At 44.3% G+C, this 22,342-nt stretch carries 27 protein-coding genes; 3 read left to right on the top strand and 24 right to left on the bottom strand.

Features of this window, described 5'->3' with window-relative positions:
- Positions 1-15: 15 nt before the first annotated feature.
- From L0M13_RS10720 to L0M13_RS10785, 14 genes are all read right to left on the bottom strand, one after another.
- Positions 16-999, bottom strand: coding sequence for an alpha-ketoacid dehydrogenase subunit beta (locus L0M13_RS10720; protein ID WP_260107337.1), 984 nt, complete (start codon positions 997-999; stop codon positions 16-18).
- Between the two features lie 25 nt (positions 1,000-1,024).
- On the bottom strand, positions 1,025-2,008 hold the full coding sequence (locus L0M13_RS10725; protein WP_311195556.1) for a thiamine pyrophosphate-dependent dehydrogenase E1 component subunit alpha: 984 nt from the start codon (positions 2,006-2,008) through the stop codon (positions 1,025-1,027).
- A 134-nt stretch (positions 2,009-2,142) separates the two neighbouring features.
- Positions 2,143-2,385, bottom strand: a complete 243-nt coding sequence (locus L0M13_RS10730) for a hypothetical protein (protein WP_235196510.1) — start codon at positions 2,383-2,385, stop codon at positions 2,143-2,145.
- Between the two features lie 184 nt (positions 2,386-2,569).
- Positions 2,570-3,895 (bottom strand): NAD(P)H-dependent oxidoreductase, encoded by a 1,326-nt coding sequence (locus L0M13_RS10735; RefSeq protein ID WP_235196513.1) that lies wholly within the window; start codon positions 3,893-3,895, stop codon positions 2,570-2,572.
- 18 nt (positions 3,896-3,913) lie between these two features.
- On the bottom strand, positions 3,914-4,291 hold the full coding sequence (locus L0M13_RS10740; RefSeq protein WP_235196514.1) for a PTS glucitol/sorbitol transporter subunit IIA: 378 nt from the start codon (positions 4,289-4,291) through the stop codon (positions 3,914-3,916).
- 18 nt (positions 4,292-4,309) lie between these two features.
- Entirely contained in the window at positions 4,310-5,362 is a 1,053-nt protein-coding gene (locus tag L0M13_RS10745; RefSeq protein WP_235196516.1) for a PTS glucitol/sorbitol transporter subunit IIB, read from the bottom strand.
- Between the two features lie 39 nt (positions 5,363-5,401).
- Entirely contained in the window at positions 5,402-5,929 is a 528-nt protein-coding gene (locus L0M13_RS10750; RefSeq protein WP_235199311.1) for a PTS glucitol/sorbitol transporter subunit IIC, read from the bottom strand.
- Between the two features lie 33 nt (positions 5,930-5,962).
- The gene (locus tag L0M13_RS10755; protein ID WP_235196518.1) at positions 5,963-6,349 is read right to left on the bottom strand and encodes a transcriptional regulator GutM; all 387 of its coding nucleotides are present in this window, start codon (positions 6,347-6,349) and stop codon (positions 5,963-5,965) included.
- A 269-nt stretch (positions 6,350-6,618) separates the two neighbouring features.
- A complete protein-coding gene (guaC, locus tag L0M13_RS10760) occupies positions 6,619-7,602 on the bottom strand; it encodes a GMP reductase (protein ID WP_235196519.1) in 984 nt (327 codons plus the stop codon).
- A 140-nt stretch (positions 7,603-7,742) separates the two neighbouring features.
- On the bottom strand, positions 7,743-8,777 hold the full coding sequence (locus L0M13_RS10765; protein ID WP_235196520.1) for a zinc-binding alcohol dehydrogenase family protein: 1,035 nt from the start codon (positions 8,775-8,777) through the stop codon (positions 7,743-7,745).
- A gap of 33 nt (positions 8,778-8,810) precedes the next feature.
- Positions 8,811-10,415 (bottom strand): pyruvate oxidase, encoded by a 1,605-nt coding sequence (locus tag L0M13_RS10770; protein WP_235196521.1) that lies wholly within the window; start codon positions 10,413-10,415, stop codon positions 8,811-8,813.
- Between the two features lie 121 nt (positions 10,416-10,536).
- Complete coding sequence (ilvA, locus tag L0M13_RS10775) at positions 10,537-11,826, bottom strand: threonine ammonia-lyase IlvA (RefSeq protein WP_235196522.1); 1,290 nt, start codon at positions 11,824-11,826, stop codon at positions 10,537-10,539.
- A 252-nt stretch (positions 11,827-12,078) separates the two neighbouring features.
- A complete protein-coding gene (locus tag L0M13_RS10780) occupies positions 12,079-12,288 on the bottom strand; it encodes a YqkE family protein (protein ID WP_235196523.1) in 210 nt (69 codons plus the stop codon).
- A 12-nt stretch (positions 12,289-12,300) separates the two neighbouring features.
- Positions 12,301-13,485: an acetyl-CoA C-acetyltransferase gene (locus L0M13_RS10785; protein WP_235196524.1), complete on the bottom strand. Its 1,185-nt coding sequence runs from the start codon at positions 13,483-13,485 to the stop codon at positions 12,301-12,303.
- Between the two features lie 78 nt (positions 13,486-13,563).
- Between L0M13_RS10785 and L0M13_RS10790 the strand changes: the two genes are divergently transcribed.
- Complete coding sequence (locus tag L0M13_RS10790; protein ID WP_235196525.1) at positions 13,564-14,463, top strand: hydroxymethylglutaryl-CoA lyase; 900 nt, start codon at positions 13,564-13,566, stop codon at positions 14,461-14,463.
- Between the two features lie 13 nt (positions 14,464-14,476).
- Positions 14,477-15,424 carry an alpha/beta hydrolase gene (locus tag L0M13_RS10795; RefSeq protein WP_235196526.1) on the top strand — a complete coding sequence of 316 codons (948 nt, stop codon included), beginning with the start codon at positions 14,477-14,479 and terminating at the stop codon, positions 15,422-15,424.
- An 82-nt stretch (positions 15,425-15,506) separates the two neighbouring features.
- On the opposite strand, the gene L0M13_RS10800 is transcribed toward L0M13_RS10795, so the two are convergent.
- From L0M13_RS10800 to L0M13_RS10820, 5 genes are all read right to left on the bottom strand, one after another.
- Positions 15,507-15,749 carry a YneF family protein gene (locus L0M13_RS10800; RefSeq protein WP_052651337.1) on the bottom strand — a complete coding sequence of 81 codons (243 nt, stop codon included), beginning with the start codon at positions 15,747-15,749 and terminating at the stop codon, positions 15,507-15,509.
- A gap of 141 nt (positions 15,750-15,890) precedes the next feature.
- Positions 15,891-17,879 carry a transketolase gene (tkt, locus tag L0M13_RS10805; RefSeq protein WP_235196528.1) on the bottom strand — a complete coding sequence of 663 codons (1,989 nt, stop codon included), beginning with the start codon at positions 17,877-17,879 and terminating at the stop codon, positions 15,891-15,893.
- A 215-nt stretch (positions 17,880-18,094) separates the two neighbouring features.
- Positions 18,095-18,328: a DUF896 domain-containing protein gene (locus tag L0M13_RS10810; protein WP_235196529.1), complete on the bottom strand. Its 234-nt coding sequence runs from the start codon at positions 18,326-18,328 to the stop codon at positions 18,095-18,097.
- A gap of 57 nt (positions 18,329-18,385) precedes the next feature.
- Positions 18,386-19,039, bottom strand: coding sequence for a YneB family resolvase-like protein (locus L0M13_RS10815; RefSeq protein ID WP_235196530.1), 654 nt, complete (start codon positions 19,037-19,039; stop codon positions 18,386-18,388).
- The gene (locus tag L0M13_RS10820; protein ID WP_235196531.1) at positions 19,036-19,353 is read right to left on the bottom strand and encodes a cell division suppressor protein YneA; all 318 of its coding nucleotides are present in this window, start codon (positions 19,351-19,353) and stop codon (positions 19,036-19,038) included. Before L0M13_RS10820 ends, L0M13_RS10815 begins: the two co-directional genes overlap by 4 nt.
- Before the next feature lie 165 nt (positions 19,354-19,518).
- Between L0M13_RS10820 and lexA the strand changes: the two genes are divergently transcribed.
- A complete protein-coding gene (gene lexA, locus L0M13_RS10825) occupies positions 19,519-20,139 on the top strand; it encodes a transcriptional repressor LexA (RefSeq protein WP_235196532.1) in 621 nt (206 codons plus the stop codon).
- 45 nt (positions 20,140-20,184) lie between these two features.
- On the opposite strand, the gene L0M13_RS10830 is transcribed toward lexA, so the two are convergent.
- The 5 genes from L0M13_RS10830 to L0M13_RS10850 form a co-directional block, all read right to left on the bottom strand.
- Complete coding sequence (locus L0M13_RS10830) at positions 20,185-20,916, bottom strand: class I SAM-dependent methyltransferase (protein WP_235196533.1); 732 nt, start codon at positions 20,914-20,916, stop codon at positions 20,185-20,187.
- Positions 20,917-20,982: 66 nt separating this feature from the next.
- Positions 20,983-21,177 (bottom strand): hypothetical protein, encoded by a 195-nt coding sequence (locus tag L0M13_RS10835; protein WP_235196535.1) that lies wholly within the window; start codon positions 21,175-21,177, stop codon positions 20,983-20,985.
- Between the two features lie 58 nt (positions 21,178-21,235).
- Entirely contained in the window at positions 21,236-21,661 is a 426-nt protein-coding gene (locus L0M13_RS10840) for a hypothetical protein (RefSeq protein WP_235196536.1), read from the bottom strand.
- 124 nt (positions 21,662-21,785) lie between these two features.
- A complete protein-coding gene (locus L0M13_RS10845; protein WP_235196537.1) occupies positions 21,786-21,992 on the bottom strand; it encodes a hypothetical protein in 207 nt (68 codons plus the stop codon).
- A gap of 124 nt (positions 21,993-22,116) precedes the next feature.
- The gene (locus L0M13_RS10850) at positions 22,117-22,341 is read right to left on the bottom strand and encodes a hypothetical protein (RefSeq protein ID WP_235196538.1); all 225 of its coding nucleotides are present in this window, start codon (positions 22,339-22,341) and stop codon (positions 22,117-22,119) included.
- Position 22,342: the final 1 nt, after the last annotated feature.

Genomic DNA, 22,342 nt, shown 5'->3' on the forward strand with positions numbered 1-22,342 from the left:
GCTGATCCTCCTCCCTTACGATCGATTCAATACTTCTTTTACTGCTAAGACGATATCGTCCACTCCAGGGACTGCAGCTTTTTCAAGATCCGGATTATAGGGAATGGGCACCGCTTTGCCGCCTAAACGTTTAATCGGAGCGTCCAAATAGTCAAATGCTTCACTTTCTGCGATTATGCTGGCAATTTCCCCACCGAATCCACCCCGTTTTACCGCTTCGTGAACCACGACAAGGCGGCTCGTTTTTTTGACGGACCCAATAATCGTTTCTGTATCAAGTGGCACCAAGGTTCTGGGATCGATTATCTCGACACTGATGCCGGATTTTTCAAGTTCTTCAGCTGCTTCAAGCGCTTTATGGACCATAATGGCAGTAGCGACGATCGTAACATCTCTTCCTTCGCGTTTAATATTCGCTTTGCCTAAAGGGATGGAATACTGCTCTTCCGGAACATCCGACTTCGTTTTATAACAAAGTTTATGTTCATAAAAAATCACGGGATTATCGTCGTCAATTGCCGCTTTCAGCAAACCTTTTGCATCATATGCGGTTGAAGGCTGCACCACTTTCAAACCGGGCACATGCGCCATCCACGCTTCTAAACTTTGAGAATGCTGCGCTGCTGCTCCTGTTCCAGATCCAGCCGGCGTGCGAAGCACCATTGGCACTTTCCCTTTGCCGCCGTACATATAGCGGATTTTTGCCGCTTGATTGACCATATTGTCCATTGCAATCGTAATAAAATCAGAGAATTGAAGTTCAAGAATCGGCCGCATACCGGTCAAGGCAGCTCCAACTGCCGTACCCGAAATTGCCGCTTCTGAAATGGGCGTATTGCGAATCCGTTCGGGCCCAAATTCTTCAATCATTCCGCGTGTAACGCCAAAAGCCCCGCCGTATACGCCAATGTCTTCGCCTAAAATGAAGACATCTTCATTTTCCCGCATCTCTTGGCTCATCGCTTCTCTCACTGCCTCTAAATACGTTAGCTCTCTCAACCCGTCCACTCCCCTTTGCTCCGTCTTATGCGTAAATGTCTTCCATCAAATCATCGCGTGTCGGCATTGGGCTATTTTTGGCAAATTCCACCGAATCCTCTATTTCCTTTTTCGCTTCATTTTTCATTTGATCTGCGCTCTCTTCGGTTAGCAATCCTTCTTCGATCAATATACTGCGGAGCCTCGCAATTGGATCTTTTGCCCGCCATTCCTGTTCTTCTTCCCGAGTACGATACTTTTTCGCATCACTCTTAGAATGGCCTTTCCAGCGGTAGGTTTTGGCTTCCACTATGGACGGTCCTTCTCCGTTCCGTGCCCGTTCCACAGCCTCGCCCACACCGTTCATAACATCCAATACATCATTGCCGTCAACAATTTTCCCCGGAATCCCGTAAGCTTCAGCTCGCTTTGCCACGTCTTCGACATTCATCATTTCTTTTGCAGGACCTGACATGCCATATTGATTGTTTTCGCAAATGAACACTACCGGCAACTTCCAAATCGATGCCAAATTGACCGCCTCATGAAAACTTCCCTCATTCGAAGCTCCATCTCCAAAAAAGCAAAGCACAACATAGCCTTCTTTTTTCAGCTGCGAAGTCAATGCAGCACCGGCAGCAATCGAAAATCCACCTCCAACAATTCCATTTGCCCCTAAATTGCCCCTTTCAACATCCGCAATATGCATCGAGCCGCCTTTCCCTTTGCAATATCCCGTGGTGCGTCCGAACAATTCAGCCATCATCCGGTTGACTTCAGCCCCTTTGGCAATGCAGTGGCCATGGCCTCTGTGCGTACTGGTAATCTTATCCCGATCTTCTAATACAGCAATTGCTCCAACGGCTGAGGCTTCCTGCCCTACTGCTAAATGGGTCGTTCCGTGAATCATCCCTTTCGCAAAAAACTCATCCACTTTTTCTTCAAAGTACCGAATGAGCCACATCTGCTTAAGTAAAGCCGGTAAATCTTTTCCTTCCACGCCTGATGGTAAATTCAATAGCTGATTCATTTTCATTCCCCCTATTTACATATGTTCACTATAGTTACATATGTAATATATTAAGACTTTTCAGTTAATTAGTCAAGCAGTAAAAAGGCTGAACCACTCTCATTAGGAGCAGTCCAGCATTTTATAGGAGCACATTATTTTTTGGTCTTTTTCATTTTATAAGTCTGCATCACTTTTCTCGAAGAATTAACGTCTTTTAATATCCGGTATGGTTTTTTTATGGTCCGGACCGGAAGAGAAAATAAAAGGTGGCCAATTCCCTCTTTTGACTCTTTCGTCACCCGTTTCGGTTTAGTTGCAATGCGCTCATATATTTCCCGGTAAAACTCTTTTTTAAATCCACTTTCAATTCCTTCGTCCGGCCGCATTGCAAACACTTTATGGTTTTCATATCGCTATTGATGTAAGTGATCTCATGATCGACTTCTTCTTTGCAATTTGTACAGTATAAACCAGCTTCCATCTTTTTCACTTTCATATTTGAACACCTTCTCGCTCCGTTGTTTGCCTTCTCTACAAGCCGAATAGGATCAATTTTACAAATCGATCTCTTCATCTGTTTCAGACATTGATCGGGTGTACCTTTTGCTCTTTTCCCGCTAACATATCATCTTGCATCCGGCGCAGCCGCCAAATCGTTGATTCTTTTGTCTGAACGACATCCTCATACGCAATAATTTCACCTTTTTTAATAGAGCGCTTCAATTGGACATTCCGGTCCACTAGTCCCATCGGCAAGGCATCTTTGCTTTTTGCTTCTTGTGCCGATAGAATACTGCCGTAAACCGTAAACCCGCCAATGCTGTCTAAAAATTGGCCTTCTTCCAAGTCTGTTTTGGCTACCGCCACAGTCTCCGCCTGCAGCCCTTTCCAAGGCGCGATGGTCGCTTCATTGTAAAGGAACGCTCTCGCAATGGAGATCGGCGTTTCCAAGCTGGTAAGGTGGTAAGGGCGATAAAGCACGTAATTCGGGCCTTCACCCATGCTCAAATAATGCATTTCGTGATTTACTTCTTCTTTTTCTGATGCAATGATCGCAAAGACGCCAGGCGCAATCCCATTGATATACTCGACAACTTTTTTATGGCCCACTTTTCCGCCTTGCTCTTTCAATTTGAAAAGTTCCGGAAGGCCTTTTACGTCACTGACAAAGCCATGCATTCCTGGTACATCCGGAAGAAAACCTGTGGCGTTTGCGACAGCCGTCATTTCTACCATAGTTTTTGTACCATCTTGGAAAGAGGCAAGCATTTTGGGACTCGCGCCTTTTCTCGCAGCTTCTTCAGCAGCCGTATCTGGATTTGCTGCTAGATTAAGCGGATTGTTTTTTCCTTTTCCAAGTGCCACTACCTCGAAGCCGAGCGCATCTGCAAAATCATAGAGCTCCATAATGGCACCCGGTTCGTCTCCAGCTGTTCCGGTGTAGACAACGCCGCTCGCATCAGCCATCTTCTTAAGCAATGGTCCGATGGTAACATCTGCCTCCACATTCAACATGACGATGTGTTTTTTATTCAGAATGGCGTCCCATGCAATTTTAGCTCCGATGTCCGGAACACCCGTGGCGTCAACGATAACATCCACTTCAGGGAGCTCAGTGACGAGCCGCGCATCTGTCGTCGCTACCACTTTACCGGCTTTTACAGCTTCTGAAGCTTCTGCTGTCTGATCTGTTTTGATAATATCAGAAACGGCAACACCTGATTTTGCATAAGCACTTGTCACATTTTCCAGTTGAATGTCGGCTGTAATGACGACACGCATACCTGCCATGCTCTCTATTTGCGAAACCATACCTCTTCCCATTTGCCCTGCACCTACGAGGCCGACTTTTATGATGGTTCCTTTCTGCTCCAACTCTTGAAGTTTCCTGTTTATCCCAAGCATTTTTCAGTCTCCTCTTTGTCAGGCTTTATAAATCTGAATTAGTGCTCCCACTGCCATTTTAGGCATGGCTTTTTTCTCCACACACATCGTCCCCGGTAAATCAGCCGACGTTTCTCCATTGAACGAAATCGTGCAATGGCCGATTTCTTTTAACGTATCGTTCACTTTGCTTCCTACAAATAAAATATCGTATGGTTCACCTGCAATTTCAAGGACGTCTCCGCTTTCAATCTCCTCTAGAAGACGAACCTTTTCATGAATGACCCCAAATGACCTTAATTCGATCGGCACGGTATCATTAAAAATGACCATCATATTTTCTTCTGAGAAAATCTCCACTTCTTCCCCGATTTCGATAATTTTAGCTTCGTATTTTTTTATCATGACATTCTCCACCTAGTTGCCCCCTTTAAATTAACTGTACAATCCAAAGCTGAATAGATAAGCGATGACTACCGCAAGCGGCCCAGTGATCATCCGAGAAATCAACACTGCCGGAACCCCGACTTCAATCGTTTCCGGCTCAGCTTCCCCAAGTGTCAAACCAACCGGTACAAAATCAGCCCCAACTTGCGGGTTGATCGCAAATAAGGCCGGAAGCGCCAAAGCTGGCGGTATATTTCCGCGGCCGATTTCAACACCGACCAACACCCCTACTACTTGGGCAATGACGGCCCCTGGACCCAGCAGCGGGGAAAGAATCGGCAAGGCACAAATCACGGAAAGAATAAGTAAACCGAAAATATTGCCTGCAAGCGGCGAGACAAAGTTTGCAATGAGATCTCCTATACCGGTAAATGTGATGATCCCGATCAGCATACTGACAAAAGCCATGAATGGCAGGATATTTTTTAGTACTTGATCCACGGTTTCACGTCCAGCTTGGTAAAGTACCCCTACTACTTTTCCGGCGCCGCGCCCCACTTTTTCAATAATATTCATTTTCTTAGGCTGCTTGTAATTTTCTGCAGCTTTTCGTTTTGCTTCTTCTTTGATTTCCTGCGGCGTTTTTTGAACAGCTGGCGCTTCGACTTCATCGACCGCCTTTTTCAGTTGATCTGGATCTTCATAAGGGGCTGCTGAGGCACTAATATCAGACACTGTCACACCCGAAACGAAGTTTTCTTCATTAATGAATTTCATCAGCGGCCCTGAAGGCGAAGTTGGATTGACATTGATCGTCAATATGCCCATTTTCGGATACACTCCGCAACGAGCTGTACCGCCGCAGTCAATAATGACGCAAGCCATCGTTTCTTTTGCATAAGATGCTTTAAAACCGTCGACGGCTTCCGCTCCAGTTAAACGCGCAATTTCTTCAGCCACTGGATGTATTCCACCTCCAGTGACTGAAACGATATAACGCTGCTCTTCGTTTGGCCGAATGGTCAGCGGTCCACCCCAGCCGCCTCTGCCTTTCGTGACGGAAATCGCTTTGAAATTTAATGGTGCATGCGTATTTGTCATGTTACTAGCCCCCTTTTCAATTGAGCACTGCCATAGCCTTTATACTTCCATGCCTTTCGCTTTCATCATGCGAACTGTAATAATTTCTGTTACGATTCCACGGATCAAAATAACAATGATCCCAACTAAGAAAAAGCGGATCGCCAACGGTCCAAGCGATAACCCTAATGTAGTGATTCCTGCGGATATGCCCAGATACACGAACAATTCAGCTGGGTTTGCGTGTGGGAATAAGCCTGTAATCGGATGGACAAATGATACAGCTGAGTCGTAAAAAGCCGGTTTTTGTTTTTCCGGAAGAAACTTCCCAAATGTATAAGCCATCGGATTTGTCAAAAAGAAAACTGCCAAAACCGGGAAAAGGGTGTAGCGCAGAATGATATTTTTCGTGCTTCGGCGTGCTAGCCGATTGATCCGTTCTTCACCAATCATCCGGATCAGCGCGTTGATGGCCGTAATCAATACAATCAGCAAAGGGATGATTCCTGTAACTAAGCCCGTAAATGTATCAGCCCCTGCTTGGAACATGCCGATAAAGCCTTCAGCAAGTTTAACTAAAAAGTTCATGATTGAATCTAAAAAGTCCATTTTCCTTCCTCCTTAGACAGCCATAATAGTTTTCTTTTCCATTTGGCTTTCAATTTTTTCAAATGCCATTTTAAATGCTTGGGCGACTGATTCGTCTTTCGCTTTGTTTTTAATCTCTTCCATATGAAGACCGTTGTAATCTGTATAAGGTTCAAATCGGCTAAAGACCGTAACGCCTTTCATTAATTGGCTTTCAAGAATAACTCCATTGTCGTCTACAACTACTACAGCAATTACGCCTATCCCTAATTTTTGCTTTTGGATTCCTACCCCCAGATAGCCTGATGGCCGTTTACTCATCTTTTTAATGGTCAGCTGATAGTTTTTCATTTGAATTTTCGTCATCATGATTTGAAGCAGCCATACTCCCGCAAATACAGCTATAAACCATCCCCACAAAAGAACCCCTCCATTCTTTTACATATGTTCTCACATGTAACATATGTTAATACATTCATTATAAAAGCGCTTTCATTAGAAATCAATACTTATTGAAAGAATATTTAAACTATTCTAACTTCCCTTCTATTTTAACTTTATTTAAGCATTTATTAAATATAACGAATAAAAAAAGACAGCCCTCTAAGGCTGTCTTTTCTTGAAGAAACTATTTAGTTGCCCCTGCTCATGCTTATCTACCGGAGCCTATTTACATTACGATAAGGCGATTAATATACTTTATCTCCATTGAAAATGGAATTTTTTACAATGACATAATCTACCGTGCGGATGGCGCTCAATTTATCTCCTCCGGCGTAAGAAATAGCTGATTGCAGATCTTGCTCCATTTCGACTAAAGTATCCTGTAAAGATCCTCTATACTCTACGAACATTTTCTTGCCTTCAACGTTTTTCTTCTCGCCTTTTTGAAATTCTGAAGCTGATCCAAAATACTCTTTGTAGAGTTTGCCGTCGGTCTCAACTGTTTGTCCAGGTGATTCTTCATGGCCAGCAAACAACGAACCGATCATCACCATTGAGGCGCCAAAACGCACTGATTTCGCAATATCTCCGTGCGTGCGGATACCCCCGTCGGCAATAATCGGTTTTGTTGCAGCTTTCGCACACCAGCGAAGTGCCGCCAATTGCCAACCGCCTGTTCCAAAGCCCGTTTTGATCTTCGTAATACAAACTTTCCCAGGACCAATTCCAACTTTTGTAGCATCAGCTCCTGCATGTTCGAGCTCACGCACTGCTTCAGGCGTCCCAACATTCCCAGCGATGACAAAACTCGCAGGCAATCGTTTTTTTATGTATTGAATCATTTCAATCACTGAGTTTGCATGCCCGTGGGCAACATCAATCGTGATATATTCCGGAACAAGCTGTTGAGCTGCCAACTGCTCCACAAATTCATATTCTTCCGGCTTAACGCCAACGCTAATCGATGCATATAAACCGCGTGCTTGCATATCTTTCACAAAACCTAGTCTTGTTTCAGGCTGGAAACGGTGCATAATATAAAAATAATTATTTTCTGCAAGGTTGATGGCAATCTTTTCGTCAATGATCGTCTGCATATTTGCAGGTACGACCGGCAATTTAAAAGTACGTCCTCCGAATTCAACAGATGTGTCGCATTGTGAACGGCTATTCACCACCGCTTTTGCAGGAATTAATTGAATATCTTCGTAATCAAATACATTTTCCATGTTATACACTCCTAAATACGAATAATAAATATAATTATTTCGTTATTGTTCGTCCATAAGACAATGTACAATAATTAAAAATTTTTGTCAAAGGCTTTTCCAATTAACATGCAGCCTGTGTAATTCACAGGCTGCATAATTTATCCTTCAAATGGGCCTTCAACCACAATCTTGCCAATTGTCCGGTTTGTTAATAATTGTTCATAAGCCTCTTTTAACGTATTGGCATTGAGCGGCTTCAACTGATTGGCCATTGTCGAAACGATTGAGCCTTCATCTGCCCATTCACTAATACGATTCAAGGCTTTATGCTGGTCTGCCATATCTGCCGTTTGGTAAACAGAGCGTGTATACATCAACTCATAGGCAAAAGTGGCGCTTTTTGCAAAAAGCTGCATGTCGAGCGGTTTTTGCAGCGGCAAAATGGAACAAATTTTCCCTTGAGGAGCTATCACTTCTGCCATATTCGCCATATGCCCATCTGGATCGGAAAGGCAAAAGATGTAGTCCACCGCTTTTAACCCTTGCTCTTTGAGTTGAGGCATCAATTCCTCGTGGTGATTGATGACCATATCTGCGCCATGCTCTTTTGCCCAATCCGTTGTCTCTTGCCGTGAAGCAGTGCCGATCACTTTCAGCCCAGCCAACTTCGCCATTTGAACAGCAATTGACCCTACTCCACCTGCTGCACCAATAATTAAAATGGTTTTACCCTTATTTTCATTCGCCTCGTGTGAGACCCCTAGTCGGTCAAATAAGGCTTCCCATGCCGTCAAACTCGTTAATGGCAGAGCGGCCGCATGAGCAAAATCCAATCGTTCCGGTTTTTTGCCGACAATCCTCTCATCCACTACATGCAGTTCACTATGGCCACCCGGTCGATTATTGGTTCCAGCGTAAAATACTTCATCGCCGACTCCAAACAATTCACAGTCTTCTCCAGTTTCCACCACGATGCCCGCTACATCCCTCCCTACAATCGTAAACGAATCATCATCGTCCTTTTTTGCATCTCGAGTCCGCAAATCTGTCGGATTGACAGAAATCGCTTTTACTTCCACTAATAAATCTTTTCCAGTGACCGAAGGTTTTGGCATGTTTTCGGAAACGAATTCCGGCGGTTTTGTCCGATCTCCCGGTTGGTAGAATCCGAATGCTTTGATCTTTTGTTCCATGGATTTCTTCCTCTCTTCATGCATTTTGGCTAGTTATTTTGTTTCCGGTGATACATCTTCCACAAAAACATCAATGACTACAGGTTTAGATGAGCCTTTCGCTTTCGCTAATGCCTCTTTCAGTTCCGCTTTTGTTTTTGCAGTAAAGCCTACTCCTCCGCAGGCAGTGGCAAAAGCGGCAAAATCGATATTGCCGAGTTCTACATTGGTTGGCTCATTGCCAATTTCCTGTTGTTCATGTTCAATCAATTGGATTTTTTGATTATTAAATACAACAAGCGTCATCGGCAGACGATATTTCACTGCCGTCACGAAATCTTGCATACCCATTGAGAATCCACCATCTCCGACAATACCCCTCACTTGTTTATCAGGATAGGCAATTTTTGCAGCAATTGCCCCTGGCAGTGCACAGCCCATCGTTGCTAACCAGGCGGAAGTGATCAGTGCTTGGCCATCCAGTTTTAAATAGCGCGCAGCCCATATGGTCACACTCCCCACATCTAAAGAAATTATGGCATCTTTCTCCAAGACATGTTGGATTTCTGCGAGTACCTGTGGAGGCTGCAATGTTTCCGTTTGCTGACGCATATCTTCTTGCAGCTTTTCATTCCATTTTCGTTGTTTTTCTTGGAACTCCTCCAAATAATGCCCTTCTTTTTCACTGCTATGCTCTGCTAGCCAAGCAAGTGCAAACTTCGCGTCTGATACGATTCCAACGGTCGAAGGATAGTATTTGCCTAAGACACGCGGTTCGATATCAATTTGAATCGCAGGGGCATTGTCTGGCAAATAATCACGGTAAGGATACGAGGTGCCCGCTAAAATCAACAAATCCGCTCCTTTCATTGCTTCTTTTGCGGGTTCTGTTCCGAGCTGGCCCAATTGGCCAAGATAATGAGGATGGTTTTCCGGGATCATCCCTTTTGACGGCAGCGAAGCAATGAGCGGGGCTTTAATTTTTTCTGCTAATGCCAACAGTTCAGGCACTGCTTGTTTTGCCCCTTTTCCAGCCAAAATAATCGGCTTATTTGAAGCCGCGACTAAGTCTAAAGCTTTCTGCAAATCTTCTTCAGAGCCTCTTATTTTCGGCGACGAGTAGACTGCCGAACTGAGTTCTTTCTCCCGCTTAATTTTTGTGCTGAACAAATCGTCTGAAACAATCAACACAGCTGGCCCTTTTTCAGCGTAAGCCGTTCGGATCGCTTGGTTCAGCATATCCGGCAATTGTTCAGCCCGGTGGACACGGCGGTTGTATACAGCTGCGTCTTCAAACATGGATTCAAGTTGGAGTTCTTGGAAGTTGTCCGTGCCCACTTTTCCGCTTTCTACTTGTCCCACAATCGCAAGAACTGGTGTTTTATCTTTTTTGGCATCGTACAGGCCGTTTTGAAGATGAACTGCACCAGGACCGGCAATCGACATGCAGACACCGATTTTGCCAGTGAGTTTCGAATAAGCGGCAGCTGCGAGCGCACCGGTTTCTTCATGTCGAATTTGGATGAAGCGAATAGACTCTTCTTTCCTTAACTCTTCCATAAACTCATTGATGGAATCTCCAGGCATTCCGTATAGATGATCGACTCCCCACTCTTTCAACAATTCGACAACATAGGTTCCAGCTTTATGTTCAAACATACCGTCCCTCCTCAGTTTGGTCTTTACCTCTTTCATTTTCCTTCTCTCGAACGGCCATAAACAATTTCAGCCAATAAAAAAACACGCAAGCCAAACTTTTACGAGTTCAGCCTGCGTGCGATTAAATTAATAAATTGAATAGCAAGGGATCGTGGTTGATTTCAACAAAAGGAAAGCCTTGTTCAGCCATCCGCTGGACGAGCGGGAAATAATCTTCTTTTGACTGCAATTCAATGCCCACTACTACCGGACCCGCTTCACGATTCGTGCGTTTCGTGTATTCAAAATGGGTGATATCGTCATTTTCACCGAGTACTTGCTCCATAAACTTCCGGAGCGCTCCGGCCCGCTGTGGGAAGGTGACAATGAAATTATGCTTTAAGCCTTCATGGATCAGCGAACGTTCTTTGATTTCCTGCATACGCTCGATATCGTTATTGCCGCCGCTGATTACACAAACAACGTTCTTCCCTTTGATCTCTTCTTGGTGCTGTTCAAGTGCCGCAATTGCAAGGGCTCCGGCCGGCTCAACAACAATGGCATTTTCATTGTAAAGCTGTAAAATCGTCGTGCACACGCGCCCTTCCGGAATGATTGAAACCTGGTCCACCACGTTTTGGCAGATCTGCAAAGTCAGATCGCCGACTTGTTTGACGGCCGCTCCGTCTACAAATGTGTCAATGGATTCTAGCCGAGTCACTTGGCCGCGGTCCATTGATGTCCGCATTCCTTGTGCTCCTTCAGGCTCTACTCCGACAAGTTTCGTCGATGGGCTGACCCCTTTTAAATACGAGCCCATCCCGGAAGCTAAGCCGCCTCCGCCGATGGCACAAAATAAATAATCCACCGGTGCTTGCATATCATTCAAGATTTCCATCGCCACTGTCCCTTGCCCCGCAATGATTTTTTCATTATCGAAAGGATGGACGAATACTTTGTTTTCAGAAGTGCAATAGCTAATCGCAGAAGTATAGGAATCATCGAAAGTATCGCCAATCAATACAACTGAAACTTTATCTCCGCCGAACCGCTCCACCTGGGAAACTTTTTGGCGCGGAGTAGTCAAAGGCATGAAAATCTTTCCTTCAATGCCCAGTTTGAAGCATGAATAAGCTACTCCCTGCGCATGGTTCCCCGCACTGGCACAGACAACACCAAGACGCCGCTCTTCTTCGTTGAGGCTGCAGATGAAATTGTAAGCGCCGCGCAGTTTAAACGAACGGACCACTTGCAGGTCTTCACGTTTCAAAAAAACGTTGCAGCCGTATCTGGCCGAAAGAATTTCGTTTTTTTGCAGCGGCGTTTTAAGGACAACGTCTTTTAATGCCTGATTGGCGATGACGATGTCTTCAACCGTTACTTTAGGGACTTTTATTTCGCGCTCTTTTTCTGCAGTCATTCTTTTTGTCATATGCAACACCATCTCCACTAAAATTATTTCTCCCCATCGTAACATATTTCTTCAAATTCTCAGTCTTTTCTGTGAACTTTTTCTGACTTTTTTCACTGTAAGCGCTTCAATTGCGGTTTCTAGTTGTTTTCTCCAAATTGCACCTTTTCTTTTGACTGGATTTTCTGCTTGCTGCTTTAATTTATCCTTCTTCAATACAAGAAAAAAGGAACTTTCCGCCCCCAACGGGGAATAGAAAGTTCCTTAAACAATTTAAAATTTATTTCCTTTGTCCCCGTGCCGTTCAAGAAGTTCAGCGAATGACAAATTCTTTTCGCGTTCTTTCCGCTCAAACAGCTCCTGTGCATGTTTTTCTTCTGCACGTTTTTGTTCTTCTTTCACCAGTTCTTTTTTGGTTTCTTTTAGTTTCGCCAAAATATCTTCCGGTAAATTGCTCGATGTCTCTTCTCTTTTCTTCGCCATGCTGTTCTCTCCTTAAGGACGTTTTACGATGGTTGCAACGCCTTGGCCGCCGCCGATGCATAAAGTGGCAAGACCGGTTTTCGCATCGCGCTTCTTCATTTCATGAAGCAAGGAAACGAAGACACGTGCGCCACTGGCACCAATCGGATGGCCAAGTGCAATCGCACCGCCATTCACATTTAATATATCGTGGTTGAAGGCGAGTTCACGATCCACTGCAATCGACTGGGCAGCAAATGCTTCATTCGCTTCAATCAATTCGATGTCCGCTAACTCCATATCCGCTTTTTTCAATGCATTTTTAACTGCTTGCACAGGGCCGATGCCCATGACTGCAGGATCTACTCCTGCATTTCCATTTGCCGCAATGACCGCAAGCGGCGTTAAGCCCAATTCTTCCGCTTTTGCTCTAGACATTACGACCACAGCTGCTGCTCCGTCGTTGATGCCTGATGCATTTCCAGCAGTCACACTGCCGTCTTTTTTGAAGGCTGGACGCAATTTCCCTAATTTTTCAGCAGTGGAATCACGTTTCACGTATTCATCGGTCTTGAAAATGACAGGCTCCCCTTTGCGCTGTGGAATTTCCACAGGTACAATTTCATCATCAAAGCGGCCAGCATCGATGGCGGCCGCCGCACGTGCCTGAGAACGGGCTGAGAATTCATCTTGCTCTTCGCGCATAATGCCATAGCGATCGCAAAGGTTTTCAGCCGTAATGCCCATGTGGTAATCGTTAAACGCACAAGTCAGTCCATCAACAATCATGCTGTCAATGACTTTCTGATCGCCCATCCGGAACCCGCTCCGGGCATTTTGCAATAAATAAGGAGCTTGGCTCATATTTTCCATTCCGCCGGCCACTACAATTTCTGCATCCCCCGCATAAATTGCCTGGTAAGCTAAATGCACCGCTTTCAAACCAGATCCGCAGACCTTATTGATCGTCATCGCTGGCACGGTTTCAGGCAAGCCCGCTTTGATCGAAGCTTGTCTGGCTGGATTTTGCCCAAGTCCCGCCTGCAGTACATTGCCCATGATGACTTCGGAAATTTGATCTGCAGAGATTCCCGCTTTATCCACAGCCTCTTTAATGACGATAGCCCCTAATTCTGTTGCAGGCACGTCTTTCAAGGCCCCTTGGAACGACCCGATTGCCGTACGAACGGCGCTGACAATTACGATTTCTTGTGACACATGATTTCCCCCTTGTTGGCGTTTACTGGTTGCTCTTTTATCCCCATTCTCTATACAATGATAGGTAGGGGGGATACTATGTTCAGTTTACCAAAAAATGCAACAATTATCGAGGTTGGTCCGCGCGATGGACTTCAAAACGAAGGGCGCATCGTGGCAACGGACTTTAAACTGCAATTTATCGAAGGGCTTCAAAATTCCGGCATTCAAGAAATGGAACTCACTTCTTTCGTATCGCCGAAATGGGTTCCGCAGATGGCAGATGCAAAAGACATTATGGCAAACACCCAAAAACAAGGCCGTCAATTTGTGTTAGCGCCAAACGAAAAAGGAATTCAAGCAGCTTTGGATTCCGGAGCTAAAGCCATTGCCGTATTTGTCGGCGTTTCCAATTCGTTCAATAAAAAGAATATCAATAAGACCACTTCAGAAAGCATGGATGCATTAAAGCCGCTTGTCGCGATGCTAAAAGAGCAAGCCATTTTCGTCAGAGCCTGCATTTCTACAGCTTTCTATTGCCCTTTTGAAGGGGCGATTGATCCAGAAGCAACGCTTGCCCTCTGCCAGCAATTTGTCGATTGGGGAGTTGATGAGTTGAGTGTTGCCGATACGATCGGTATGGCAGCACCTAATGAAAGTTATGCATTGTTCAAGAAAATCATGGAAGCATTCCCGGATACGCTCATCGCTGCCCATTTCCACGACACGCGGAAAATGGCATTAGCGAACATTTATGCTGCTCTGCATGCCGGCGTTACGCGGTTTGACAGTTCGGCTGGCGGCATAGGCGGATGTCCATTTGCTCCAGGCGCTACAGGCAACGTCGCGACTGAGGACGTCGTCAATATGTTGCATCGCATGGGCGTCGACACGGGCATCGATCTTGACCAATTATGCGATGCCGTCCAAAAAATCGAGCATCATATATCCAATCCGGTCCAAACTGGGATGTATAGCCTCTATAAGAACCAAGTGTGAGGAGCCGATTTACTTGAAGAAAAAATTATTGTGGGCAACCGGGGCTGCTTCTAGTATTTTAGCAGCCACAATGACGGTATTTGGCATCGCCTTATCAAACCGCATTATGTATATGCAGATAAAAGATGACCAATTGATCTTAGAACGTGAAACCACGGCAAAACGAATTGACGAACATTGGTACGCAACTGCCAATAAAACCGAGAAATGGATCGATTCCGAAAACGGCTACCCCATCAAAGCGATTTTTTTGGAGCCGCATCAAACAAATCGCTATGTCATCATTTGCCATGGCGTAACAGAATCAAAAGTGAATTCCTTTAAATATGCCCGGATGTTTGAGCGACTTGGATACAATTCGGTCGTCTATGACCATCGCCGCCACGGCGATTCTGGCGGGAAAACCACCAGTTTCGGCCATTATGAAAAAACCGATCTGAAAGCGGTTGTCGCTGCTTTGAAACTGCATGCGGGGGCTGACGTCGTTTTTGGCATCCACGGAGAATCAATGGGCGCCGCTACAACGCTCCTCTATGCCGGCATGGAAGACTCGGCTAATTTCTATATATCCGACTGCGGCTATTCAGATATCTCGGAACAGTTACTTCACGTCATGAGAACGACGACGCCTTTTAGAACAACGATTGCTTTGCGAGTGGCCAGCGTTTTCCTAAAACTGCGAGATGGCTATTCCATCAGCACCGTATCGCCGCGAGAAGCGGTTAGACAGATTAATAAACCGGTTCTATTCATTCATAGCCTGCAAGACGATTTTATCTTGCCGGCCATGACACAGGAAATGTATGATTTAAAACCCGGTGATAAAAAACTGAAATTCTTCGAAGAAGGCGGGCATGCCCAATCTTTCAATAAAAACCCAGAAGCTTATGAACAAACGGTAGCCGAATTTTTAACGGAATATGGTTTTGCTGCTTCTGAAACAGAAAAAACCACTTTATAAAGAAATTTCTCTCTTTTTGTTTTTAAAACTGGTTCCAGAAGTACTTTTATCCAAACAAAAAAGCGCTCAATGTGAGCGCTTTTTATTTTTTAGCTGGTTTTCCAGGTTTAGTTGACGCTTTATTCATTTGAGCCATCATTTGATTGATTTTTTTCTGTGATGGTTTTTGCCCCATCTGCATCATCATGATTCGCAGCATTTCTTCGTTAATCGGCGGGTTGTCCTGCAAATACTTCATCATGTATTGACGAGCGATGAAAAAGCCAAGCGCAACACCGGCGAGCAAAGCCACGATAACGATTACGATCCAAATCCATGTAGACATTCAAGTTACCTCCTTCGTGTTGCATAAATAAGTAGTGCACCACAATGGATTATACTATAAATCCGGAGTGGTGACTATACACAGAAATAGATAAAAAAGAGAAGGGATGCAACTCCCTCCTCTTTGGCACTTATTCTTCGATCAATTGTTTAACGCGGCCGCAACATTTTCAGGAGTAAAGCCGAATTCCTTCATGATGCGTTCTCCTGGAGCACTTGCACCAAAATGGTCGATTGCTAAGATATCGCCTTCATCGCCTGTGTATCTTTCCCAGCCGAATGAAGTTCCCATTTCGATCGCCAAACGTTTCTTAACCGTTTTCGGAATAACGGATTGCTTGTATTCTTTATCCTGTTTTTCGAAACGGTCCCAAGACGGCATGGAAACAACAGAAACTGAAATGCCTTCTTCCGCTAATTGCTTCTGTGCGTCTACAGCTAAGCTGACTTCAGAACCGGTCGCCAATAATAAAGCTTGCGGGTTTTCTGCTGGTGAAACGACATAAGCCCCTTTTTCAACTCCGGATTCAGCCATTTCGCCGCTCTTCTCAAGTACCGGCAAGTCCTGGCGTGAAAGCACTAATAGAGTCGGTGCTGTTTTTGCCGTCAACGCTAGACGCCATGCAGCTTTCGTTTCATTTGCATCAGCCGGACGGACAACGCTTAAGTTCGGCATTGCACGCAGAGAAGCTAAATGTTCAACTGGTTCGTGCGTAGGTCCGTCTTCTCCAACAGCTACGCTGTCATGAGTGAAGACGAATGTTACCGGTAGGCCCATCAATGCAGCTAAACGGATTGCCGGGCGAACATAATCGCTGAATACGAAGAACGTACCACCGAACACATGTAAGCCGCCATGAAGCGCCATACCGTTTAACGCTGCGCCCATTGCGAACTCACGAACACCAAACCAAATATTGCGTCCAGCTGGGTTTTCAGCATCGAAATCTCCGCCGCCTTTGATATTCGTTTTGTTGGATCCCGCTAGATCCGCACTTCCTCCGAAGAACGAAGGAACAGCTTTTGCAATGGCATTGACCATATCGCCTGAAGAAGCGCGAGTCGCCTGCTTTTTGCCCACTTCATATGTCGGGAATTCAGCATCAAAGTTTTCTGGAAGTTCACCTGCGATTGCTTTTTGCAATTGCTCTGCAAGTTCCGGATACTGAGATTCGTATGTTGCATATAATTCGTTCCAAGCCTTCTCGGCTTTGCCGCCTAATTCTTCAGTAGCTTGTTTGAACGTTTCGTAAACTTCTTCTGGCACGTGGAAATCTTGGTCGAATGTCCACTTGTAGTATTCTTTCGCCAGTTTCATTTCGTCTTCTCCGAGCGGCGAACCATGCGCATCGGCTTTACCAGATTTATTAGGGGCACCATAGCCAATGACCGTTTTTACTTCAATGATAGTCGGTTTGTCTGACGATTCTTTTGCTTCTGCAATTTTAGCTGATAGGTCATCAAGTTCGTTGCCGTCATCTACGCGCAAATAATTCCAGCCGTATGATTCAAAGCGTTTCTTGATATCCTCAGAGAAACTCATTGCCAAGTCGCCATCAAGTGAAATGTCATTGCTGTCATAAAGAACAACCAATTTGTTCAGTTTCAAGTGGCCAGCAAGTGAAATTGCTTCACCGGCAACTCCTTCCATCAAATCTCCGTCTCCGCAAAGAGCGAATGTGTGATGGTCAACAATGTCCAAGTTTTCTTTGTTGTAAGTAGCAGCTAAGTGGCGCTCAGCCATAGCCATACCGACTGCCATGCCGATGCCTTGTCCAAGCGGGCCAGTTGTCGCTTCTACGCCGACCGTATGGCCGTATTCCGGATGTCCAGGAGTTTTTGAATCCCACTGGCGGAAGTTTTTGATTTCTTCTAATGACAAGCCATATCCGCTTAAGTGAAGCAAGCTATATAGAAGCATAGAACCGTGCCCTGCTGATAAGACGAAGCGGTCACGATTGAACCAAGTCGGGTTTTTAGGATTATGGTTCATATGTTTAGTCCATAATGAGTAAGCCATAGGAGCTGCGCCCATCGGCAATCCTGGATGGCCAGAGTTTGCTTTTTCGATAGCATCAATAGAAAGAGTTCGTATTGTGGTTACTGCAAGTTGATCTGCATGGTTTGACATGAAAACATCCTCTCTTATACAAAAAAATATAGATCCTTTTCTAGTGTAGTCAACAATAGAAAAGAATACAACTAGAAAAGCGCAAGTGCCCGCTTTAGACCCGCCAAGCGCTAGAAGTCTTAACGGAAATAGCACTTTGTGCCAGTGTCGAAAAGACAAATCGCGGCTTGAAGAACTGGGCACTGGTGTCTAGACAATTAAAAAGAGAATAAGTATTAATTCAAATACTTATTCTCTCGAATATTTTTGACCTTTTCGGGTGTTACGTCATTGCCGTTCGGGTCGATGACTTTTACATTTTCAATTGTGCCGCGCATCGTTTTGCGGAATGTCTGTAAATACTCTTGGCGAAGCAGCGATTGTTCTTTTGCTTCTTCGATAGACAATCCAGCTGTCTTCGACTTGCGTGAAAGTTCATTTATGCGATTCAATTTATCCGGTGGTAACATAAAATCCCGCCTTTCTTCTAATATATCGTACAAAAGAAGGGCGGTTTCTGCAATAGATTAGCCTTGTTTCAAGTTTTCAAATTCTTTATAGCGCCGGTGTACGGTCGCTTTGCTTGCTTGATAGCCGAACCCCTGCAATGTCACAGCAATTTCATGGAAAGTTAATCCATTTTCTTTCAAGCTGACAATTTGCTCGATTGGAAGGTCCAATCGTTCGCGTCCTTCCGGATTGCCTTTTCCTTTTAAATTCTTTTCGGGTTTATAGCCGTTTTCAACCGCTCGCTTCATTCCGCGCTTAATCTTGGCATTATGTATTTTCCGCTGGTATTCCTCAACAATAGCCAGAATCTCCAGAACCATATCATCCATGTCATTTAATGCGATTGGCCCTCTGTCAGATAAGGTATAAACTTCGACGCCATATTTTTTCATCACATGCAGCAACGCAATACGAGCATGCCCTCTCCCTAGGCGTGTTTCATCTTGGATAAAAACAGCTTCAAATTTTCCGGTCTTTATGCAATTGAGCATCTCTAATAAGCCTTCGCGGTCCATTTCATAGCCGCTATGCTGATCTGAAAAGATTTCTTCCACAATATAGGATTGCTCAAATGCAAATTTGAGCAATTCCTCTTCTTGCCGTTCAAGCGAAGTTTCTTGAGTGTCTTTCGTGGTGCTGACGCGGCAATAAATCAACGCAGATTTCTTCATTCTGCATCACCCGCCAGTTTAACAGTTTCGTCTGGGGCATATTTAAGTTGATCGCTTGGAATCTTAATCGATTGGCCAACGATAATTTTTGGGGTTTCTAATCCATTTTCCTGCATAATGTCCTCTATCCATTCATGATGTGGAATATCGCCGCTGAAAGATTCAGCCAGCGTCCATAGCGTATCGCCTTCTTGGACTTGCACTTGGCTCGTCGTCGCTTCACTGCTATTGTATGAAAAAATCGTATAAATAGATACTAGCAGAACTAATAGGAAAAATGCTGTAAGATAAGAATTTTTTTGGATGAATGTCATATGAACCGCCTCCTAGGAATGTGTGTTCGGAATGTATGTTCTTATAATAATGCGAACAGGTGTTTTTGTCAACAAATAAATTCGAACCTATGTTTGCATTTCATATCCCAAGTTGGTATACTTATGGTAGAAAACATACTGAACAACTAAAAAGAGGTGAAACTGTTGAAAAAAGTATCAAAACGGCAGGAAGATATTTTGACATTTATAAAAGACGAGGTACGGGCTAAAGGCTATCCGCCTTCCGTTCGGGAAATCGGAGAAGCAGTTGGTTTGGCATCAAGTTCGACTGTACACGGGCACTTAGCTCGCTTGGAAAGCAAAGGCTTGATTCGCCGAGATCCAACAAAACCGAGAGCGATCGAAATTATCAGCACAGAAGAAGCACTGATCGACAAAAGCCCTGTTCTTCATGTCCCGTTAATTGGTAAAGTTACAGCAGGATTGCCGATTACAGCGATAGAGAATGTAGAGGAGTACTTCCCTCTTCCCCAATCCTACGGCACAGAAGATGACCACATTTTCATGCTGGAGATTATGGGTGAAAGTATGATCGAAGCAGGCATCCTTAACGGGGACTATGTGGTCGTTAGACAACAGCAAACCGCTAATAATGGTGACATCGTCGTTGCGATGACTGCCGAAGACGAAGCAACTGTCAAACGTTTTTTCCGAGAAGAAGGCTTTTTCCGCTTACAGCCTGAAAACTCATCGATGGATCCCATTATTGTCGAACAAGTTTCGATCTTAGGAAAAGTGGTCGGCGTATACCGCCAACTTCATTAATAAAAGAGCTGAGAATTTCTCAGCTCTTTTTATTTTTCACCAATTTCACTTTTCACACGAAAAGATCAGCATGATCGGCACGCGAGTCCTTCTGATGTATTCCTCTTCTGTCGCAAAGCGGCTTCGTTTAGGCTTCCCTTCTCTCAATGCTTTTAGCTGAAATCCAGCAGCAAGCAAAGCCGTTATGTAATATTCAGTTGTCCAATGGTATTTTCTCACCGTCTTATCAATCCATGGCTCATTCCGTTCACCTTCAATAAAATAATCATCCACAATCCAGTCTTCTCTTCTGCCGCTTTGTTCTTTGCTTTTAAAAGAGGACGTGGTCAGCGGATGCTGAACACTGAAAATGAAGCGCCCCTTTTCTTTTAATGCTGCGTAGACTTTTGCAAATAACCCTTCAATGTCCTGAAGATAATGGATGACAAAACGGGACGTCACTAAATCATATTTTTCGCTGCCAAATTGATATGCTTCGAGCGATTCGTTGATAATTTGAATGCCTGTACCTGCTGTTGTGCTTTTCGCAAGTTCAGCCATCTGCGCCGCCCCTTCAACTCCTGTATAGCTTTTCGCCCCTATATCAAGCAATTCCAGTCCGTATACTGCATCTCCGCACCCTAAATCTAATACATCCTGCCCGCTCGCTGTTTGGATCAGTTCCATCAGTATCGGTTTTTCAATCGCATTATTCGGGCTTTCCACCCGTTTTCGCCGCCTTAGATAATTGGCTAAAAAATCTTCTTCATTGTACGCACTCGGTCCTTTGTAAATCATTCCATCCGCTCCCTCGAGTAATTTCCGCATAGAAAAGGCACCCTTTATGTAGAGGATGCCTTAACGCTAAATTTCAGTGACGACTATATATTTAACAAGATTAATCGTGATTCGATAAAGTTTGCCGGTTAACTCATCAATCATTTCATAAGTACCGTTAGAGGGGATTTTGTTTAATGCCGCTTCTCGATCGGCGCCTTTTACATTTTGCACAATTGTATTGCCTTGATCAAAGTAAAATTCAATTTGGAATGTTTTCATAAAGGCCTCCTTAACTGTGTTATTTGCACTCTGTTTACAGTTTACCATAGCCTTCTGCTTATTGTTGTTTATACAATTCCTTATATGCGAGAACTTTCAGTGCAAGCATTTCTTCTTCGCTCAATTGGGTTTCCAGCTTTTGGATAGCTTCCTGCTGGGTCATCGTTCCTTTTTGCACTTCCGACTGCATCGTCTTCAATTCATTGATGCCCACTTTTTGAATCAATACACGAGTCGCTTCGCCTTTCGTTTTAATCGGCAAGTTTTTATCTTCAGCTGCTCTCGCTTCTTCAAGGTAGCCGGCTAATTGTGGATCTTTTTCTACATACGACTTGATTTCATCCATTTTCCCGCTGTCTTCGAGTTCCAAAGCTGCTTCTTCTACAATTTTTTCAGAAGCAATATTAGTGCCGATATAATAGACTCCGATTCCGGCAACACCTAGGATGATTACAAAAATAATAAAATACTTTAAAAAGCGCATACGCCATTCCTCCATTAATTCTCTACTGCTTAATAAGACGTACTTCCTTTTAAAAAGTTACTGAAAAACTCAATACCCCACTGCCGGGAACTTAGTAGAAGTCCTGGAAGTGGGGTATTGTAGCCTATTCGTTAACATTGCCGAGTTGTTTCCTCTGTTCAGTTACCCACCAGTCGATATGGCCTTTATCAAAAATCAACATGTCGCCAAAAGGCTGGCTATGCGGTATAGTCCGCTGGGTTATTAAATTTCGGATTTGCTCTTCAGTCATTGGGCATTCCTTTGAATCCAAGTACGTTAAAAGATTTTCGATCCCTTGGATTTTTTTCATTTAATCACCCCCACAAAATCCTCCTTGTACTTTCAAAAAGAAAATTCAGTACGGGTTATTAAATTTGGTAAGCCTATTTTATTTATACCCTGATTCCAAAGTCTTTAATCCTTATCCCCGCTTTTTATCCACCCCTTCGTGAAGTAGTGACGGGTTCAGTATAATTTTTTATTTTTACTAATTTCACATCTTCTTTGTTAAAAAGATTTACTTCCCCAAAATTATCCTCAAAACGGACGATTTTTTCTGAAAGCGCCATGTCAGCTACTTCATCACGGCTAGCAGCTTCCACTGTCCTTTCGACAGCCAGCCCCTTTTCTAAGAAGTATTGAATCACGAATTTCGCCATC

This window comes from Planococcus sp. 107-1 (assembly GCF_021513255.1).
GTDB lineage: Bacteria > Bacillota > Bacilli > Bacillales_A > Planococcaceae > Planococcus.

Excerpts from the sequence above, each read along its gene's own strand:
- L0M13_RS10725 (WP_311195556.1), bottom strand. The coding sequence starts at position 2,008 with ATGAATCAGCTATTGAATTTACCATCAGGCGTGGAAGGAAAAGATTTA.
- L0M13_RS10735 (WP_235196513.1), bottom strand. The coding sequence starts at position 3,895 with ATGCTTGGGATAAACAGGAAACTTCAAGAGTTGGAGCAGAAAGGAACC.
- L0M13_RS10745 (WP_235196516.1), bottom strand. The coding sequence starts at position 5,362 with ATGACAAATACGCATGCACCATTAAATTTCAAAGCGATTTCCGTCACG.
- L0M13_RS10750 (WP_235199311.1), bottom strand. The coding sequence starts at position 5,929 with ATGAACTTTTTAGTTAAACTTGCTGAAGGCTTTATCGGCATGTTCCAA.
- guaC (WP_235196519.1), bottom strand. The coding sequence starts at position 7,602 with ATGGAAAATGTATTTGATTACGAAGATATTCAATTAATTCCTGCAAAA.
- L0M13_RS10765 (WP_235196520.1), bottom strand. The coding sequence starts at position 8,777 with ATGGAACAAAAGATCAAAGCATTCGGATTCTACCAACCGGGAGATCGG.
- L0M13_RS10770 (WP_235196521.1), bottom strand. The coding sequence starts at position 10,415 with ATGTTTGAACATAAAGCTGGAACCTATGTTGTCGAATTGTTGAAAGAG.
- ilvA (WP_235196522.1), bottom strand. The coding sequence starts at position 11,826 with ATGACAAAAAGAATGACTGCAGAAAAAGAGCGCGAAATAAAAGTCCCT.
- L0M13_RS10780 (WP_235196523.1), bottom strand. The coding sequence starts at position 12,288 with ATGGCGAAGAAAAGAGAAGAGACATCGAGCAATTTACCGGAAGATATT.
- L0M13_RS10790 (WP_235196525.1), top strand. The coding sequence starts at position 13,564 with ATGTTCAGTTTACCAAAAAATGCAACAATTATCGAGGTTGGTCCGCGC.
- L0M13_RS10800 (WP_052651337.1), bottom strand. The coding sequence starts at position 15,749 with ATGTCTACATGGATTTGGATCGTAATCGTTATCGTGGCTTTGCTCGCC.
- tkt (WP_235196528.1), bottom strand. The coding sequence starts at position 17,879 with ATGTCAAACCATGCAGATCAACTTGCAGTAACCACAATACGAACTCTT.
- L0M13_RS10810 (WP_235196529.1), bottom strand. The coding sequence starts at position 18,328 with ATGTTACCACCGGATAAATTGAATCGCATAAATGAACTTTCACGCAAG.
- L0M13_RS10815 (WP_235196530.1), bottom strand. The coding sequence starts at position 19,039 with ATGAAGAAATCTGCGTTGATTTATTGCCGCGTCAGCACCACGAAAGAC.
- L0M13_RS10820 (WP_235196531.1), bottom strand. The coding sequence starts at position 19,353 with ATGACATTCATCCAAAAAAATTCTTATCTTACAGCATTTTTCCTATTA.
- L0M13_RS10830 (WP_235196533.1), bottom strand. The coding sequence starts at position 20,916 with ATGATTTACAAAGGACCGAGTGCGTACAATGAAGAAGATTTTTTAGCC.
- L0M13_RS10835 (WP_235196535.1), bottom strand. The coding sequence starts at position 21,177 with ATGAAAACATTCCAAATTGAATTTTACTTTGATCAAGGCAATACAATT.
- L0M13_RS10840 (WP_235196536.1), bottom strand. The coding sequence starts at position 21,661 with ATGCGCTTTTTAAAGTATTTTATTATTTTTGTAATCATCCTAGGTGTT.
- L0M13_RS10845 (WP_235196537.1), bottom strand. The coding sequence starts at position 21,992 with ATGAAAAAAATCCAAGGGATCGAAAATCTTTTAACGTACTTGGATTCA.
- L0M13_RS10850 (WP_235196538.1), bottom strand. The coding sequence starts at position 22,341 with ATGGCGAAATTCGTGATTCAATACTTCTTAGAAAAGGGGCTGGCTGTC.